Raw genomic sequence first — 15573 nt, forward strand, 5'->3', positions numbered from 1 at the left:
GCCATTACAACACCATGTCGGTCCGCGAGAAAAGACGGCCGGCCGGTCCAGGCGGGGGCAGCAGACGCCTGGGGGCGCCTTCAGGGGGCGGCCACGGCGCTCCGGCGGTCGACCTTGCGGCTAAGGACGATGGACGTCTGCGTTTGTTTGACGCCGTCGATCAGGCCTATGCGGTCCAGCAGCTCGTCCAGCTGCTCGTGGGTTTCACAGCGCAGGAAAATCAGGTAGTCATAGGGCCCGCTGACGGACGAAACCTCTTCCACTTCCGGCATCCGTTCCAGTTCGCGGATCACGGCGGCCGGTGTCTTGGGCAGCACGCTGATGAAGCAATAGGCGCGCACGGCGGCTTCTTCCAGCCGGCGACCCAGGCGCACGCCGTAGCCCGACACGATGTGCTCGCGTTCCAGCCGCGCGATGCGGGCGACCACGGTGGTGCGCGCCAAACCCAGCTTGCGCGCCAGGATTGCGGCGGGTTCGCGCGCATTGGCTGAGAGCAGGCTGAGCAATTGCCGGTCGATGTCGTCGAGTCGTTCGTTCATGCAAAAGGCGTGCGGCAAATAGCGAAGAGCCGACGGTACAGGCGCGGGCCCGCCCGCGTCAATGCGACGACGCGTTGCTAGCCGTCCGATTCCGGCGGAATGCCGCCGTGGTAGATGCGGCCATCGAATTCGAATCGGGTGATGGTCTTGTGGGCCGCGTCAAAAATGCGATCGCGGCTGGCGTCGGTCAGGCCGTCGTGGTCGGCGAAGCGGAAGCGGCAAAGGTCGATGTCGCTGTCATAGAACACCGAATTGACGTAGCGGCTGACGTCGGCTTCATGCGCGAAGTGCGCGAATTCGCGCAGCTGCTCCATTTCGTGGAAGGCGCCGTTACGGCTGACCAGCAACATGCCGAATTTGCGTTCCTCGTCGGGCACTGGCTCCGGCGCGGGGGGCGTGCTGGCTGACAAGGCCTCGTCATAGTCGAAGCGGGCGCCGGCGTCGTGCATGGCGTCCAGCACGCGTTGCCATTGCGCTTCATCCAGCGACAGGCGCGCCATCATGAAGAACAGGCGTTGCCGGCCTAGCGTGCGGGGCTCGGGGCCGCCCACGAAACTTGACCACGGCGTTGCGGCATCCAGCCCGGCCAACTCGGCCATGCGCGCGTCACTGAATCCCAGCCTGTCCTGCAAGCGCTGCAAGGATTGGGCATCTGGCGGTGCATAGTTCTGGATCGTCTTCATACGCGCGCTCCGGTGGCCCCGTGCGCCGTGGATGGCGCCCGGCGGCGTGCGCCGCGGTGCTTGAGCGGCTACGCTTTATGCTAGCGCGGGCCCTGGCGCTTGCCTAGCGCGGCCCAGGCGTACGGGGGCGGTGGGGGGCATGCTAGGATTTGCGCCGATCATTACTGCCAGGAGGCTTCAGCCATGGATACTCAAGAACAAATCGCCGTTATCGTCCACACCATTTCGCACCAGGGCGGCCGCATCGACGCGTTGAATTCGACGCTGCTGTCGATGCTGCATCTGGCCAAGGCATCGCCGGGCCTGCGCGAGGCCATCGAGGCGCAACTGGAACAGAACTACTCCAGCCTGCTGGCCCGTTCCGAAAACCCCCAGTATGTGGCGGGCTTCGAAAGCGTGCGGGACATGATCATTGCCGCGTTGAAATAAGCGCCTGGGGGCGGGCGCTCGGGATCTGTCTTGGCAAGGGCTGTTCTGCGTTGCATCGACCGGAAAGTTACCCACAGCTTCTGTGGACAAGCCTTGGGATAGTCCGGGCATAGATTCGCATTTTCCTTTAAATACAAAGGCTTGGACAGGGCGGTCAAAGGTGGCTCCATTTGCGCGTTTCAAGCGCGCGATTGTGTGGTGTCCACACGGCCGCCAAGCCGGGTAATATGCGGCCCCATGCGGAATCAGTATCGATTGGAACATCCGGGCAGCGTCATGTTGGCGCGTGTCTCGGAAGCGGCAAAGCTGGCGGCGTTCGACCCCGGCAAACTCTCACCCGAAGCGCGCGAGAGCTGGGAGCGCATGGGCCATGGCTTCAAGGCGTGGCACGACTTCGACCAACGCCATCCCATCCTGCGCCGCCTGGCGCTGCTGCCCTTCATCGGCGGCTGGTACCGCAAGGCCCGCCGCCGTCACGTGCTGCGCGCCAGCGGCAGGTTATTCAGCTGACGACGGCGGTCAACGACGGCGCCGCGCCAGCAGGTGATAGGCCAGGCCGATCACCACCCCGATCGCCAGGGCCACGGCCAGCTTGGTCTCTACGCCATGCAGGCGCCCCAGCAGCGATTCAATCGTCTGGCCGAACGCATACCCCACCAGGCTGAAGCAGACCGCCCAGATGACGGCGGCAATGGCATTGAGCACCAGAAAGCGCAGCGGCGGCACGCGGGACATGCCCAGCGCCACCGGGCCGACGGTACGCAAGCCATACAGGAATCGCAGGCTGAGGATGAATCCGTGCGGGTAGCGGTCGATGGCGGCAAGCGCTCTTTCAAAGGCGGGTTTTTCGCGGATGCGCCGCACGTAGCGGTGATCGCGATAGCGGCGGCCCAGGAAAAAAAGCAGCTGGTCCGCGATGAACGACCCGGCAAACGCGCACAGCATCACGTACGGCAGGTGCATCAGATGCTGGTGCGCCAGAAAGCCGGCGAATACCACGACGCTCTCGCCTTCCAGGAACGTGCCGGCCAGCACGGCCCACAGCCCGTAATCGACTATGAACTGGTGCAGAGACGCATTCATGTGGCGCCTTCACCGACAATGCGCGCCAGGGTCAGCAAGGCGCGCGAGATGTCGGGCGTGGTGCGCTGGCCGCAGCTGATCCGCAGGAAGTGGTTGTAGCGCGTGCTGTTGGAAAACATGGCGCCGGGCGCGACCCGGATGCCTTGGCGCAACGCGGCTTCGAACACATCCATGCCGGACCGGCCGTCTGGCATTTCCACCCACAGCAGCATCCCGCCATGCGGCACGCTTAGCCGTGTGCCGCGCGGAAAGTGCGCGGCAATGGCTTCGGCTGTCTGGTCGCGCTGCGTTTTTAAATGTCGCCGCAACCGTGCCAGGTGGCGGTCATAGGCGCGCGACCCCAGGTATTCGGCAACGGCGATCTGCGCCAGCGGTTCATTGGGCCGGCTTTGTGCGTACTTGAGCATGGCGATGCGCGCCTTCCAGCGTCCGCCCAGCAACCAGCCCAGCCGCATGCCCGGCGCCAAGGTTTTGTGCATCGACGAACAATAGATGACGTTGCCGGTGGCGTCCCAAGACTTGGCGGCCGCCAGCGGCGCGTCGTCATCGGTCAAGGCGCCGTAGGTGTCGTCTTCGATCAGCGGCACCTGCTGGCGCTCGCACAGCGCGACCAGACGCGCCTTTTCCGCGTCGGGCATGACGCAGCCCAAGGGGTTCTGGAAATTTGGCACCACCACCACCGCGCGAATATTGCCGTGCGTCTGAAACGCCAGGTCCAGGGCCTCGATGGACAGGCCATGTTGCGGGCTGGTGGGGATTTCCAGCGCCCGCATGCCCAGGCTTTCCAGGATTTGCAGCAGGCCGAAATAGGTGGGCGATTCGACGGCAATGGTGTCGCCGGGGCGGGCCACCGCGCGCAGCGCCAGGTTCAACGCTTCAATGCAGCCGTGCGTGACGATGACGTCATCCGGCGTGGCATTGATGCCGTTGGCCAGGGCGCGGCGCGCCAGCACGGTGCGCAATTCGGGATGGCCTTGCGGGGGCACCGGGCTGACCAGCACATGGGGCGACACCCGCAGCGCGCGCGTCATTGCCTGCTTCAAGGCATCCATCGGATACGCCTCGGGCACCGCCGCCGCCAGCGCAAAGTTGGCGCTGACGGGATGGGCCTCGCATTTGGCGATGAAGTCCGAGACGCGATCGTGGATGCCGACATATTGCGCGGCGCCCAGCGCTTGGCGGATGTCGGGCTCGCTAACGGGGGGAATGCTGTTGCGGCGCGCCTGCAAGACGAAATAGCCCGAGCGGGGCCGGGCTTCGATCAAGCCGTCGTCTTCCAACCGGCGGCAGGCCTGCAAGGCGGTAGACAAGCTGACATGGTGCGTGCGCACCAGCGTGCGCACGGAGGGCATGCGCTGCTCGGGCGCCAGGACGCCCGTCTGGATGGCGCGCCGGTAGTGGTTCGCCAAGCGTAGGTACAGCGGTTGTGGATCCATGTGCCGATCATGCTCCGGGTGGTTGGACTGAAGGAAGGCACAGATTCGAGAAAAGTACACCATAACAGCGGCGAAATCGAGCATCTGCATCGGTACAGAAAGCGGCGCTGTGTGGCTGTTGCGCGAAGCAGGGCGGGCGTAGCCTGTCATTGTCCGATTGGAGAACATCATGCACCCCGACCTTGCTTCCCCCACCCCCTCCCAAGCCCCCTCTCGCCGTGTCGAAATCGCCTCGGGCGCCAGCCGCGCATTCGTCCTGAAGGCGGGGGCAACGCTGGTCTGCGTGTCTGGCCGCGTACGGGTCGAACAAGTGGCGGCGGGCGCGGAAGCCGCGGGCTGCCTGCATCTGCCGCGTTCGGTGCGCGTCAATGCAGGTGAAGCGCATGGCATGGCCGAAGGCGGGGTGGTACGCGTGACGGCGATTCAGGCCGCGGATGTGATCTGCGTCGACCTGCCCGGTCCAATTGCTCGCTTTTTGAACGCTATGACAAAAATATTTCGCCGTAAAACGGCCAAATCTGCGAATAATCGGCTGGGTGCGCTGCACAAGATTTCATAATGGTGTATGATTCATCACATCAGACGCGGGGTGGAGCAGTCTGGCAGCTCGTCGGGCTCATAACCCGAAGGTCGTAGGTTCAAATCCTGCCCCCGCAACCAGTTTCAAGAAAAAGCCGCGATGCATATCGCGGCTTTTTTTCGTCTGCGCTTTTCGTCTGCGCTTTTCGTCTGCGCTTTTCGTCCGCGCCGATGGTCTGTTCTTTTCACGTTCACTTGCCCTGGGTCAATCCTTTGTTCCAGTCCGGAGTTTCCCGGATGTGCCCGCCCGCACAGCGCCGCAACCCTGAGCTACCATGGGTCACGCGCGCTAGGTTGCCGCACAAGAGGAGGGTCCATGGGTACAGCAAAATACGATCATCCCGGATTTGTCGCCGACACAGGCGCTGAAGGCAAATACCACGTCGGCATCTGGTGCCCGCACGGTTATCCCGCCCACATCCACATTGGCCGGCCTGCGGAACGCGGTGATCCCCAAGCGCTGTTGCGCCTGCGCATCCCGGATGGCGTCTTCCAGTCCTTGCCCGATGATCCCGAAACCCTGTGCCGCCGGGCGCTGGGCCAAGCCATGGGCGCGGGCTTGCTGCGAACCGTGGCCGTGGACGGCGAATATCAGGAGCTACGTTTCGAGATGGACGCCGAGCCCTGGTCGGGGCCCATGCAAGCTGCGGGTAACGCCTGAGGGCGGAAGTTACCCACAGCGACTGTGGACAAGCCTTGGGATAGCCTTTGCGCATGTCCGAATTGTCCAGTGATAACAAAGGCTTGGCGCCTGCGGTCAATAAGTGGCCGGTGCCAGGCCTTTTTCTTTGCCCGATAGCGGCGTTGCGCTGACTCCGCGCGCACCCGCAAGCCGGTCAGGCGCCAAGCGCCATGCGACAATCCTTCCCGCGTTTTGTCGTCTGCGACTCGTTCCCACTTCTCCATGCACTGTCTTCTCTCTTTCCTTCCGCCCGCCATGATGGGCCGGCTGCCATGACGAACCTGCACCAGGAGGCGTCCTCCACCGCGCCGCGCGTCGCGGTCATTGGCGGTGGACCGGCGGGGCTGATGGCGGCGGAAGGCTTGGCCGCACAGGGCTTGCAGGTCGATGTGTTTGACGCCATGCCCTCTGTCGGACGCAAGTTCCTGATGGCTGGACGCGGCGGGCTGAATCTGACGCATAGCGAAGGCCCGAGTGCATTCCTGGCGCGCTATGGCGCGCGCGCGGATTACGTCGCGCCCTGGCTGCAAGCCATGGACGCGACGGCGCTGCGCGAGTGGGCCCACGCACTTGGCATCGAAACGTTTGTGGGCTCGTCGGGCCGCGTATTCCCGCAAGAGATGAAGGCCGCGCCGCTGTTGCGCGCGTGGTTGGCGCGGTTGCGTGCCGGCGGCGTGCGTTTCCACATGCGGCACCGTTGGCTGGGCTGGCCGGAAGATCAGGCGATGTCCCCGCAAACGCTGCGCTTCGAGACGCCCGACGGGGTCCGGACGTGGGCGGCGGATGCGCTTGTGTTGGCGGTGGGCGGCGGAAGCTGGGCCAAGCTGGGATCGGATGGCGCCTGGGTGCCGGGATTGCGGGCGCACGGCGTGCCTGTTGCGCCACTGCGCCCGGCCAACTGTGGCTTCGACGTGGCGTGGTCCGCGCACTTTGTTGAGCGTTACGCGGGCCAGCCCGTCAAGTCGGTGTCCATGTCGTGCGCCGCGATGCCGACGCGGCAAGGCGAATTCGTGGTGTCCGCAAGCGGTATCGAAGGCAGCCTGGTGTATGCGCTGTCCGCGGCGTTGCGCGATGAAATCGACCGATCCGGCCGCGCGGTCGCGATGCTGGACCTGGCGCCCGACTGGACGCAGGACAAAGTCAACGCAGCCGTCATACATCCACGCGGTGCGCGGTCCATGTCCAGCCACCTGCAAAGCCGCATGGGGTTGACCGGCGTGAAGGCGGGCCTGCTGCGCGAATGCGCGACGGCGGAAGACTTCAAGGACCCGGCTCGGTTAGCCATGCGCATCAAGGCACTGCCGGTGATGCTGTTGCGGCCGCGTCCCATGGACGAAGCCATCAGCACGGCGGGCGGCGTGGCGTTTGATGCGGTGTCGGCGGGTCTGATGCTGGAATCGGCGCCCGGCGTGTTCTGCGCGGGCGAAATGCTGGACTGGGAAGCGCCGACGGGAGGCTATCTGCTGACGGCCTGCGTGGCCAGTGGCGTGGTCGCCGCACAGGGCGTGCGCGCATACCTGGCTGGCCAGCGCTAAGGCTGGCCGCCCGCTCTTGGCGCTGCCTTCAAGACCCCGACGGGTAGGGAGACATGCCCACCGGCGCGCGCGGAGCCAGGTCGCCGACCACATGGCCGACCACCGGGGGCGCGCCTTCTTCGGGCTGCGTAATGATGCCGATCACGCGTGTGATGGCGCTGGCGGGAATGCCGGTGCCGTGCGCCGGATCTTGCACCAATTGCCACACGGTGGCGTCGGCGGGGCCGGCGTCCGTCATGGTTTCGATGGAAGAATCCAGGCAGCTGCGCGCAAAGAAGGACCAGTCCGATGCGCTGCAAGGCAAGCCGTGTGCCGTGGCCAATCGCGCCAAGGCCAGAGGTGCATCCGCCTGGCTCGCGGCATGCTGGGCGGCCGAGCCCAGCGTGACGTCAAGGGACAGCAAGCGGAGAAACTCTACGACGTTGTCTGAATTCATTGTGGGTCTCCTGTCAGCCGGGGCTTTGTCCCAGCATCGACACTAGCGATTTCTTCAGGCGCGCCGAAAAGATCGGCACCGTGTGCGACACGCCATTGCGGTCGACGCCTTCTTTCAGCTCAACGGACTGCCCCAGGAAAATCTCGGGCGCGGCGTTGATGTCGTTGTAGCGGGCAAGCAGTTCATTGACATGGCTTTGTGCGTCGGCAAGGGTGCTGCTGTCGGCAAGCTTGCCCGCCGCGTGGGCCTGCAGAATACGGTGCAGATCGTCGATAAACAGCGCCAAAGCCGCTTGTCCGCGGCACTGCGGCTGTTCCCAGCCCCAGCCCTGTGGGCCGGCGCCAGCGTTCTGCGATACGGGTTTTTTGTTCATTTGCGAATCCTAATCCATTGCAGGCAAATACGCGACACCGCGCCGGGACGGGGTTGTCACGGCAGCGTAAGGGCGGTTACGGGGTTTGGTCCGGCCGGGTTACAAAGTGCGGCCAACGGCCCGCAGCCTGGCTGGCGGCCGAATTGTAGGCGCGAATTTGTAGGCCCGATGCGACACCTGCTGCAAGCTGGCTGTCAGGGCGTCCCGGTGGTGCGCAACTCTGTCCCTTTGCGGTATGCTGGCTTCGGTTTTCACGCCCAGACAGGAGATGTTTATGAAAAACAAAGTTGTTCTCGTCATGCTGCTTTCGATCGCCGCGCTTTCGGCGGGCTGCAATACTGTTGCGGGCGCCGGCAAGGATATTCAACGAGGCGGTGAGAAGATCGAAGGCGCTGCGAAGTAAGACCGCAACGCCGAGTTGCTGATGAGTCAGCCCAAGGCCACGCGCGAAATGCCCAGGCATTTCCCGCGTGGCCTTTTTGCGGCCGCTGGCATAATCGCAAAAGTCAGAATTTCAATGCGGGAAGAATCATGCGCAAGTCTGTATGGGTGGGTGTAACGCTGGCAGTGCTGTTGGCCGGCTGCGCGAGCAAGGGGGTTTACGAATCCGACGCCGTGCAAAAAGAGACCTTTAGCGTCGACACCAACTACCAGGCCGCCTTCCGCCGGGGCGGCGAATATGTGCGCACCTGCCACGTGAATGTGCAGCATCCGTATGGGGTGGCGTACGCGTGGCGCCACACCCTGGGCGAGAAGGGCGCGCCCGATGAAATCCAGGTCTACAAGGTGGGCGAACCCGCCAAGGTGCTGGAACTGATCTCCGCCGAGGCCGACGGCCCCGCCAAGTCCAAGGTCACGGTCACCGTGCTGGGACAGGGCCGCTGGGACGCGGCCGAAATCGCCGCCGCGCGCGCCTCGATTCAAAGCGCCACGCCGGCCTGCCGCGCCGGCAACGGCGGCTGATTCATGGACGCCCGCAACCCGCAGCGTCGATCCTCGGGGATGTCTTTTGCGTTGCTCGCGGGCGGCTTCCGATTTTTGGGCTGGCTCAACGGCGCATCCGCGCTGGCGCTGGTCGCGTTCTCGCTGGGCATCGTGGGCGGCGACATCGCGGCGCCCGATCTGCAATTGCCGTTGGCACTGTTCCTGGCCGGCTTGTTGACCTCTTGCATGGGCCTGTTGTTCGGCTACCTGGCGCAGGTCAGCTTGTTGCGACAGGGCGACATCGGCCACGTCACACGGGGCCACTGGCCGGCGCAGCTGCTGGCGATGATCTGCTATCTGTTGGGCGCATTGGCGTTCTGCGCGGGCTGCTGGTTTTCGCTGGGTCAGGTGGCGCCGGGGGCGCAGCAGAACACGTCCTACGCCAGCCGGTAGACCATGGGGCCGCGTCCCCATCGGCCGCTGCCAAGGCGTGCTGCCCGGGCGGCCGTGGCGCGGAAATAACAAGGGTAAACCCTTGTACGCAAAAATATTGGACTTGCACTTGTGTTGGGAATAATATGCGCGCTGCGTATATAAATCCTCTTTCTCGGGGCCCGTCATGACCATCTCCCAGCAAGCCTTCCTGCGCGACGCCATGCGACGTCTGAACCTTACGCGCGACGTGTTCGCGACGCGCATCGGTGTCAAACGCCGGGCGCTGGACACGTGGTTGCTGCCCGAGGGGTCGCAAGAATTTCGCGCCATGCCGGAAGTGGTGCAGCGCTTTGTCAGCGAGATCGTCCAAAACGGCGTGCTGCTGGAAAAATATACGCAAAGCGTACAAGACGGCCCCCTGCGTGAAAGGATCGCCGTGGAAGGCAAGAACCAGTTGCTGTCAGTGGACCAGTTCACCCGCGAATCGGTTGAAGACCTGTTCCGAGTGGCCGACATGATGCAGCCCATCGCGCGCCGCCAGAAAGTGTCGCGCGTGCTGGAAGGCGCCGTGCTGGGCAACCTGTTTTTTGAAGCCAGCACCCGCACCCGCGTCAGCTTCGGCTCGGCATTCTGCCGCTTGGGCGGTTCGGTGTGCGACACCACGGGCTTCACGTTTTCGTCGATGGCCAAGGGTGAGTCGATCTATGACACCAGCCGCGTCATGAGCGGCTATGTAGACGCCATGGTGATCCGCCACCCCGAGCAAGGTTCGGTTGCGGAATTCGCGCGCGCCACCAACATTCCGGTGGTGAACGGCGGCGACGGCCCGGGCGAACACCCCAGCCAGGCCCTGCTGGACCTGTACACGATCCTGACGGAATTTTCGCGCCTGGGTAAGTTGCTGGATGGCGCGCACATCGCCATGGTCGGCGACTTGAAGTATGGCCGTACCGTGCATTCGCTGATCAAGCTGATGGCGCTGTACAAGAACGTGAAGTTTTCGCTGGTGTCGCCCAAGGGGCTGGAGATGCCCAGCTACATCATTGAGCAGGCCAGCCGCAACGGCAACATCATCGAGCAGAAGACGTCGCTGGCTGAAGGCCTGGCGGGCGCGGATGTGATCTACGCGACGCGCGTGCAGAAAGAGCGCTTCGCCAACGAGGAAAACGAAGGCTACACGCCCGATTTCCAGATCAACCGCGCCATCATCGACGCGTATTGCAGCCCGGAAACCATCGTCATGCACCCGCTGCCGCGCGACAGCCGACCGGGCGCCAACGACCTGAGCGTGGACCTGAATCATGATCCGCGCCTGGCCATCTTCCGCCAGACGGACAACGGCATTCCGATCCGCATGGCGATCTTCGCGGTGCTGCTGGGCGTTGAAGGGCTGGTGCAGCATTCGCTGCGCGACGTCACGTGGCAGCATCCGTCGCACGTGGGCCCGGACGATTCGGTCTTCCACGGCCTGGAATAAGCGGCGTCATAAGCCGCGATACCGCCGCCGCGCGTGGGCCCCTCTAGGGGCCCACTTTCTTTTAGCGCATAATCCGCGCTGGTTTTTCGTCGCGTGTCGCTTTTGGCACGCGCGAAGTTTTTGGGGCGGATGATTTATGTCTTCGAGCAAGACGGCGTTGCCGGTTTGGACAAGCGGCGCTGATCAAGCGTGCTACCTCAGCGCATCCAACGCGCAAGCGTGGGAAGCGGTCTACCAGTCAGTGGACGCCTACACGCGCGGCCAGGTGGCCGCCGTGGTCGCGGACAGCGCCAAGGAACTGGTGGACGCGTTCTATTCGACCTTGCTGGCCGACGTTGAAGCCGGCCCGCGCCTGTCCCACGAGATCGTCTCGACGCGGCTGCACAAAGGCATGAAGCACTGGCTGCTGGGGCTGCTTTGCGTGCGCGACCAGGGCGATATCGTGGCATTGATGGCCACGCAGAAAAAGGTGGGCGAAGTGCATGCCCGCGTCCATATCCCGATCCATCTGGTGATGGCGGGCGCGCGCGTGCTGAAAAACGAGATTGCCGAACGGCTGCGTGCCAGCGATCTGGACGGCATGGCTGCGTCCATCGCCACGCAATACGTTTGCAATCTGTTTGACCTGGCCATCGAGCAGATGAGCCGTGCCTTCATGCGCGACATCAACCGTGGCGCGCGCAACGACGAGGCCTACCGGCTGTTCGCGTTGGGGCAGAACATTTCCACCGAACGCGAGCGCCAGCGCGCCGCACTGCTGGAGTGGAGCCAGGCAGTGCTGATCGGCCTGCATTACCGCGCGCCGGAACAGGCGCTGCCGCGCCTGGCGGCTTCGGAATTCGGCCTGTGGTTGCAGCACAAGGGCGGTGTGCTGTTTGAAAGCGCGCCTGCATTGCGCCAGATCACCGACGCGGTTGCCGAGCTGGACGACGTGGTGCTGCCCCGGCTGCTGATGGACGACGGCGAGCGCCAGTTGTCGATGCCTGACCAGGTGCGGCAATTGCAGGAGCTGGTGGCGCGCATCAAGCATCTGCTCAATGGCCTGTTCGATATGGTGGCCGAGATTGAAAGCGGCAGCGACCCGCTGACCAACGTGCTGAACCGGCGCTTTTTACCGTCGGTCATTGGGCGCGAGATTGCCATTTCCAGCCGGCAGAGCAGCCTTTTTTCGGTGCTGCTGCTGGACATCGACCACTTCAAGGCCATCAACGACGCGCACGGGCATTCGGGCGGCGACCACATCCTGCGCCAGTTTGCCGAAGTGGTTCACCAGTCGTGCCGGTCCAGCGATTTTGTGTTCCGTTATGGCGGTGAGGAATTTCTGGTGGTGTTGGTGGACACCGGCCGGGAAGCCGCGCTGGCGGCGGCGCAGAAGCTGGGCGCCGAGATCCGCCGCCACGCGTTCACCATCCCCGAGGCGGGGGCGCAACGCATCACGGCCAGCATCGGGGTGGCCACCTTTGACGGCCACCCGGACTACGCCTACCTGATCGACCGGGCCGACAAGGCGCTGTACCAGGCCAAGCTGGCCGGACGCGACCGCAGCGTGGCGGCGTAAGAGGGCGCGGCGGTTTCGTGCGCTCGCAAAATAGCCGCAAAAAAAGACCGCCCATTCATGGGCGGTCTTTGCTTGGGGCGTGATCCGCGTAAGCGATCAGATCTTCTTTTCGCCGCCCAGCGCTTCGACCAATTCGGCCATCATCTTGGCCAGTTCGCCGGTCATGAGCATCATGTCGGAATCGAACTTTTCATCGTCGTTGGCGGCAACGCCTTCGTTGCCTTCCTTCAGTACGTCCAGCGGCGACACGCGCTTGACGTCCAGGCCTTCGGTCAGCACGAACGAAATGCGGTCGGCCCACGTCATGGCCAGGCGCGTGCACTGCTTGCCCGACTGGATGTGGCGGCGCACGTCGTCGGCGTCGATCGAGTGCTTCACGTAGCGGATGGCCGCGCCGCTTTCACCCGACGAACGCAGTTCGGTGTCCTGGTCGATGCTGAAGTTCGAGGGAGCCTCGTCTTCGGCCAGCCAGCCCGTCATGGCGGACGCGGGCGATTGCGCCACGTACAGGTTTTCAAGCGGGAAGGGGTCCACGCACTTGGCCAGCAGGCCGATGACTTCGTCGGCTTTCGCGGAAGCGGCGGCGTCAATGACCAGCCAGTGGTTCTGCGGATCGATCCAGACGCGCGTGTCGCGATAGACGCTGAAGGCGCGCGGCAGCAATTCGTCAGTGACGCGTTCCTTGATTTCCTTCATCTGCTTGCGGCCCGGCTTGTAGCCTTGCTGCTCTTCGATTTCCTGGGCGCGCGCCTTGGCGACCTGGTTCACGACGGTGCCCGGCAGAAGCTTCTTTTCCGCGCGCAGGCTAAGCAGGATCTGCCCGTTCACGACGTGGGCAAGCCCGCCGTTTTCGCGCGGCGGGACCCAGCCCAGGCTTTGCATTTCAAGGTTGTTGCCCGCTTGGTAGGCGTGCCGCGCAAGCGTTTCTTCAAGCTGATCGCCAACGAGAGTCCACGGCGAGGAGAGGCGGTAAATCTTGAGGTTTTTGAACCACATGAGCGTCGGCCAAAAGGGTTGATTCTATACGACGCGGCCGGTTTGCCGAAGTGCTGCAATACGGTTGCGACAGGCGACACGTTCTGTCACTGACATAGGGCGGGCGTTGCGTTAACTTGCGCGCACCGACATGGAATCGGAGAGGAAAAACATGAAAATCATTGGCGCCATCCTGATCGTCCTGGGCATTGTGGCTTTGGCCTACAAGGGCTTCAACTACAAGTCCGAAGAGACCGTTTTGCAGATCGGCTCGGTCAAGGCCACGGCCGAAACCGAGAAGTCGGTGCCGATCCCGATGTGGGCCGGCATTGCCGCCATCGTGGCGGGCGTGCTGGTTATCGGTGTGGGCATGCGCCGTTAAGCAGGCCCCGCATCCGCACAATGATGGCCGCCTGGCGGCCATCTTTTTTTTGGGCGCTGACTTTGTCGCGCTGACTTTTTCGCGCGGAAAAAAAAGCGGCCCGGCTCAATAAAGGCCGGGCCGGTACGGGAGCACACAATACCGCGTCATAAAAGGCTCGCGGGGAACGCGGTATCGGTGTCAGAGCACTGGCCCTGCAATCGTCTGACAGGGGGATCAATCGTCATTCGATCTGAAGCAAGGCCGCAATCTGAGGCGCCAGTCTAAGCGCCAGGGTCTGACATCGTCCTGAAAATGCGCAGAAGTTTCGGGCAAAAAAAAAGCTCCATAAGGAGCTTTCAAGGCCGGGCAGGCGCAGCAGTCCCGCCCGGCGGGGGATGGTCTTTACGCGTTGATGTCGTTGTCCTTGGATTCGCGCACGAACAGCGTGCCGATGACCAGGGTCATGACGGCGATGATGATCGGGTACCACAGGCCGTCGTAGATGTTGCCCGTGGCTGCCACCACCGCGAAGGCCACCGGGGGCAGGAAGCCGCCGAACCAGCCGTTGCCGATGTGGTACGGCAAGCTCATCGAGGTGTAGCGGATGCGGGTCGGGAACATTTCCACCAGCATGGCCGCGATGGGGCCGTAGACCATGGTCACGTACAGCACCAGGATCGCCAGCAACACCACCACCATGACATTGTTGCTTTGCGCCGGGTCCGCCTTGGCCGGGTAGCCGTGGCTGCGGATCGCGGTGGTCAGCGCCTTGTCCAGTTCAGCGGCCTTGGCCTTGAAGTCGGCCGGGGCCATGGACTTGCCGTCGAACGAGGTGAATTCGTCGTTGCCGATCTTGACCTTCGCGACCGAGCCGGCCGGTGCGGCTTCGTTCTTGTAGTTCACCGAGTTGCGGGCCATGAAGGACTTCACGACGTCGCAAGAGCTGGTGAACGCGGACGTGCCCACCGGGTTGAACTGGAACGAGCACGTGCCGGGGTCGGCAATGACGGTGACCGGGGCGGTGGCCTGGGCCTTTTCCAGCGCCGGGTTGGCAAAGTGCGTAATGCCCTGGAAGATCGGGAAGTACGTTGCCGCGGCGATCAGGCAGCCCGCCATGATGATGGGCTTGCGACCGATCTTGTCCGACAGCGCGCCGAACACCACGAAGAAGGGCGTGCCGATCAAGAGCGCGACCGCAATCATGATGTTGGCCGTGTTGGCGTCGACCTTCAGCGTTTGCGTCAGGAAGAACAGCGCGTAGAACTGACCCGTGTACCAGACCACCGCCTGGCCGGCGGTCAGGCCCAGCAGCGCCAGGATCACGACCTTCAGGTTCTTCCACTGGCCGAACGATTCAGCGATCGGCGCCTTCGAACCCTTGCCTTCTTCCTTCATGCGCTTGAAGGTGGGCGATTCGCTCAGTTGCAGGCGGATCCACACCGAGATGCCCAGCAGCACGACCGAAATCAGGAACGGAATGCGCCAGCCCCAGGCTTTGAAGTCGTCTTCGCCCATGACCGTGCGGATGCCCAGGATGACCAGCAGCGACAGGAACAGGCCCAGCGTTGCGGTGGTCTGGATCCACGACGTGTAGAAGCCGCGGCGGCCGTGCGGCGCGTGTTCGGCAACGTAGGTCGCCGCGCCACCGTATTCACCGCCCAGCGCCAGGCCTTGCAGCAGGCGCAGCAGGATCAGGATGGCCGGAGCCGCCAGGCCGATGCTGGCGTAGCTGGGCAGCACGCCCACCAGGAAGGTGGACAAGCCCATGATCACGATCGTGACCAGGAAGGTGTATTTACGCCCTACCAGGTCACCCAGGCGGCCAAACACCAGCGCGCCGAACGGGCGCACGGCAAACCCGGCGGCGAACGCCAGCAACGCGAAAATGAAGCCCGCGGTGGGGTTCACGCCAGAGAAAAAGTGTTGCGCGATGATGGCTGCAAGCGAGCCGTATAGATAAAAGTCGTACCACTCAAAAACCGTGCCCAGCGACGATGCGAAGATGACGCGGCGTTCATCCTTGGTCATCGGGCGCGGTTCCGCGGAAGGACCGCGGCCTGCCATG

Annotated in this window: 19 protein-coding genes and 1 tRNA gene; 12 read left to right on the forward strand and 8 right to left on the reverse strand. The window is 63.7% G+C overall.

All coding sequences use genetic code 11. The features are described from left to right. Nucleotides 1–80: 80 nt before the first annotated feature. Nucleotides 81–539 carry an Lrp/AsnC family transcriptional regulator gene (locus DVB37_RS07340; RefSeq protein ID WP_046802807.1) on the reverse strand — a complete coding sequence of 153 codons (459 nt, stop codon included), beginning with the start codon at nt 537–539 and terminating at the stop codon, nt 81–83. A 77-nt stretch (nt 540–616) separates the two neighbouring features. Beyond that, nucleotides 617–1222 (reverse strand): hypothetical protein, encoded by a 606-nt coding sequence (locus DVB37_RS07345; RefSeq protein WP_120154482.1) that lies wholly within the window; start codon nt 1220–1222, stop codon nt 617–619. Between the two features lie 183 nt (nt 1223–1405). Here DVB37_RS07345 and DVB37_RS07350 point away from each other — a divergent pair, with 183 nt between their 5' ends. Both DVB37_RS07350 and DVB37_RS07355 read left to right on the forward strand, forming a co-directional pair. Next, on the forward strand, nt 1406–1651 hold the full coding sequence (locus tag DVB37_RS07350; protein WP_046802809.1) for a hypothetical protein: 246 nt from the start codon (nt 1406–1408) through the stop codon (nt 1649–1651). A 237-nt stretch (nt 1652–1888) separates the two neighbouring features. Further along, nucleotides 1889–2161 (forward strand): hypothetical protein, encoded by a 273-nt coding sequence (locus tag DVB37_RS07355; RefSeq protein ID WP_223264785.1) that lies wholly within the window; start codon nt 1889–1891, stop codon nt 2159–2161. A 9-nt stretch (nt 2162–2170) separates the two neighbouring features. Here DVB37_RS07355 and DVB37_RS07360 read toward each other — a convergent pair whose 3' ends face one another. Next, nucleotides 2171–2734 carry a DedA family protein gene (locus DVB37_RS07360; protein WP_046802810.1) on the reverse strand — a complete coding sequence of 188 codons (564 nt, stop codon included), beginning with the start codon at nt 2732–2734 and terminating at the stop codon, nt 2171–2173. Continuing rightward, on the reverse strand, nt 2731–4170 hold the full coding sequence (locus tag DVB37_RS07365) for a PLP-dependent aminotransferase family protein (protein ID WP_046802811.1): 1440 nt from the start codon (nt 4168–4170) through the stop codon (nt 2731–2733). The genes DVB37_RS07360 and DVB37_RS07365 overlap by 4 nt, the downstream gene beginning before the upstream one ends. Before the next feature lie 169 nt (nt 4171–4339). Between DVB37_RS07365 and DVB37_RS07370 the strand changes: the two genes are divergently transcribed. The 4 genes from DVB37_RS07370 to DVB37_RS07385 all read left to right on the forward strand — a co-directional run bounded on the left by DVB37_RS07370 (nt 4340) and on the right by DVB37_RS07385 (nt 6966). Next, a complete protein-coding gene (locus DVB37_RS07370; protein ID WP_162941173.1) occupies nt 4340–4729 on the forward strand; it encodes a hypothetical protein in 390 nt (129 codons plus the stop codon). 24 nt (nt 4730–4753) lie between these two features. Continuing rightward, nucleotides 4754–4830: transfer RNA gene (locus DVB37_RS07375), tRNA-Met, on the forward strand. 235 nt (nt 4831–5065) lie between these two features. Then, nucleotides 5066–5410, forward strand: coding sequence for a hypothetical protein (locus DVB37_RS07380; protein WP_046802813.1), 345 nt, complete (start codon nt 5066–5068; stop codon nt 5408–5410). Nucleotides 5411–5778: 368 nt separating this feature from the next. After that, nucleotides 5779–6966, forward strand: a complete 1188-nt coding sequence (locus tag DVB37_RS07385; protein ID WP_240434132.1) for a TIGR03862 family flavoprotein — start codon at nt 5779–5781, stop codon at nt 6964–6966. Between the two features lie 28 nt (nt 6967–6994). Here the strand turns inward: DVB37_RS07385 and DVB37_RS07390 are convergent, their stop codons facing one another. Beyond that, nucleotides 6995–7402 (reverse strand): hypothetical protein, encoded by a 408-nt coding sequence (locus DVB37_RS07390; protein WP_104143198.1) that lies wholly within the window; start codon nt 7400–7402, stop codon nt 6995–6997. Between the two features lie 13 nt (nt 7403–7415). Continuing rightward, nucleotides 7416–7775 carry a hypothetical protein gene (locus DVB37_RS07395; RefSeq protein ID WP_046802815.1) on the reverse strand — a complete coding sequence of 120 codons (360 nt, stop codon included), beginning with the start codon at nt 7773–7775 and terminating at the stop codon, nt 7416–7418. A 274-nt stretch (nt 7776–8049) separates the two neighbouring features. Between DVB37_RS07395 and DVB37_RS07400 the strand changes: the two genes are divergently transcribed. The 5 genes from DVB37_RS07400 to DVB37_RS07420 all read left to right on the forward strand — a co-directional run bounded on the left by DVB37_RS07400 (nt 8050) and on the right by DVB37_RS07420 (nt 12169). Then, nucleotides 8050–8178: an entericidin A/B family lipoprotein gene (locus DVB37_RS07400; protein WP_039883990.1), complete on the forward strand. Its 129-nt coding sequence runs from the start codon at nt 8050–8052 to the stop codon at nt 8176–8178. A gap of 128 nt (nt 8179–8306) precedes the next feature. Continuing rightward, entirely contained in the window at nt 8307–8738 is a 432-nt protein-coding gene (locus DVB37_RS07405; protein ID WP_046802816.1) for a BPTD_2524 family lipoprotein, read from the forward strand. Between the two features lie 3 nt (nt 8739–8741). Beyond that, nucleotides 8742–9152, forward strand: a complete 411-nt coding sequence (locus DVB37_RS07410; protein WP_046802817.1) for a hypothetical protein — start codon at nt 8742–8744, stop codon at nt 9150–9152. A 166-nt stretch (nt 9153–9318) separates the two neighbouring features. Beyond that, nucleotides 9319–10611, forward strand: coding sequence for an aspartate carbamoyltransferase (locus DVB37_RS07415; RefSeq protein WP_046802818.1), 1293 nt, complete (start codon nt 9319–9321; stop codon nt 10609–10611). A gap of 136 nt (nt 10612–10747) precedes the next feature. Next, nucleotides 10748–12169 (forward strand): diguanylate cyclase, encoded by a 1422-nt coding sequence (locus tag DVB37_RS07420; RefSeq protein WP_104143201.1) that lies wholly within the window; start codon nt 10748–10750, stop codon nt 12167–12169. Nucleotides 12170–12265: 96 nt separating this feature from the next. Here DVB37_RS07420 and DVB37_RS07425 read toward each other — a convergent pair whose 3' ends face one another. Continuing rightward, on the reverse strand, nt 12266–13165 hold the full coding sequence (locus DVB37_RS07425) for a recombination-associated protein RdgC (protein ID WP_006218333.1): 900 nt from the start codon (nt 13163–13165) through the stop codon (nt 12266–12268). Nucleotides 13166–13316: 151 nt separating this feature from the next. Between DVB37_RS07425 and DVB37_RS07430 the strand changes: the two genes are divergently transcribed. Continuing rightward, nucleotides 13317–13526: a hypothetical protein gene (locus tag DVB37_RS07430; RefSeq protein WP_046802820.1), complete on the forward strand. Its 210-nt coding sequence runs from the start codon at nt 13317–13319 to the stop codon at nt 13524–13526. 384 nt (nt 13527–13910) lie between these two features. On the opposite strand, the gene DVB37_RS07435 is transcribed toward DVB37_RS07430, so the two are convergent. Continuing rightward, nucleotides 13911–15572: an MFS transporter gene (locus DVB37_RS07435; protein ID WP_046802821.1), complete on the reverse strand. Its 1662-nt coding sequence runs from the start codon at nt 15570–15572 to the stop codon at nt 13911–13913. Nucleotide 15573: the final 1 nt, after the last annotated feature.

Origin of the sequence: Achromobacter sp. B7, from assembly GCF_003600685.1 — a bacterium.
Lineage (GTDB): Bacteria > Pseudomonadota > Gammaproteobacteria > Burkholderiales > Burkholderiaceae_B > Achromobacter > Achromobacter spanius_B.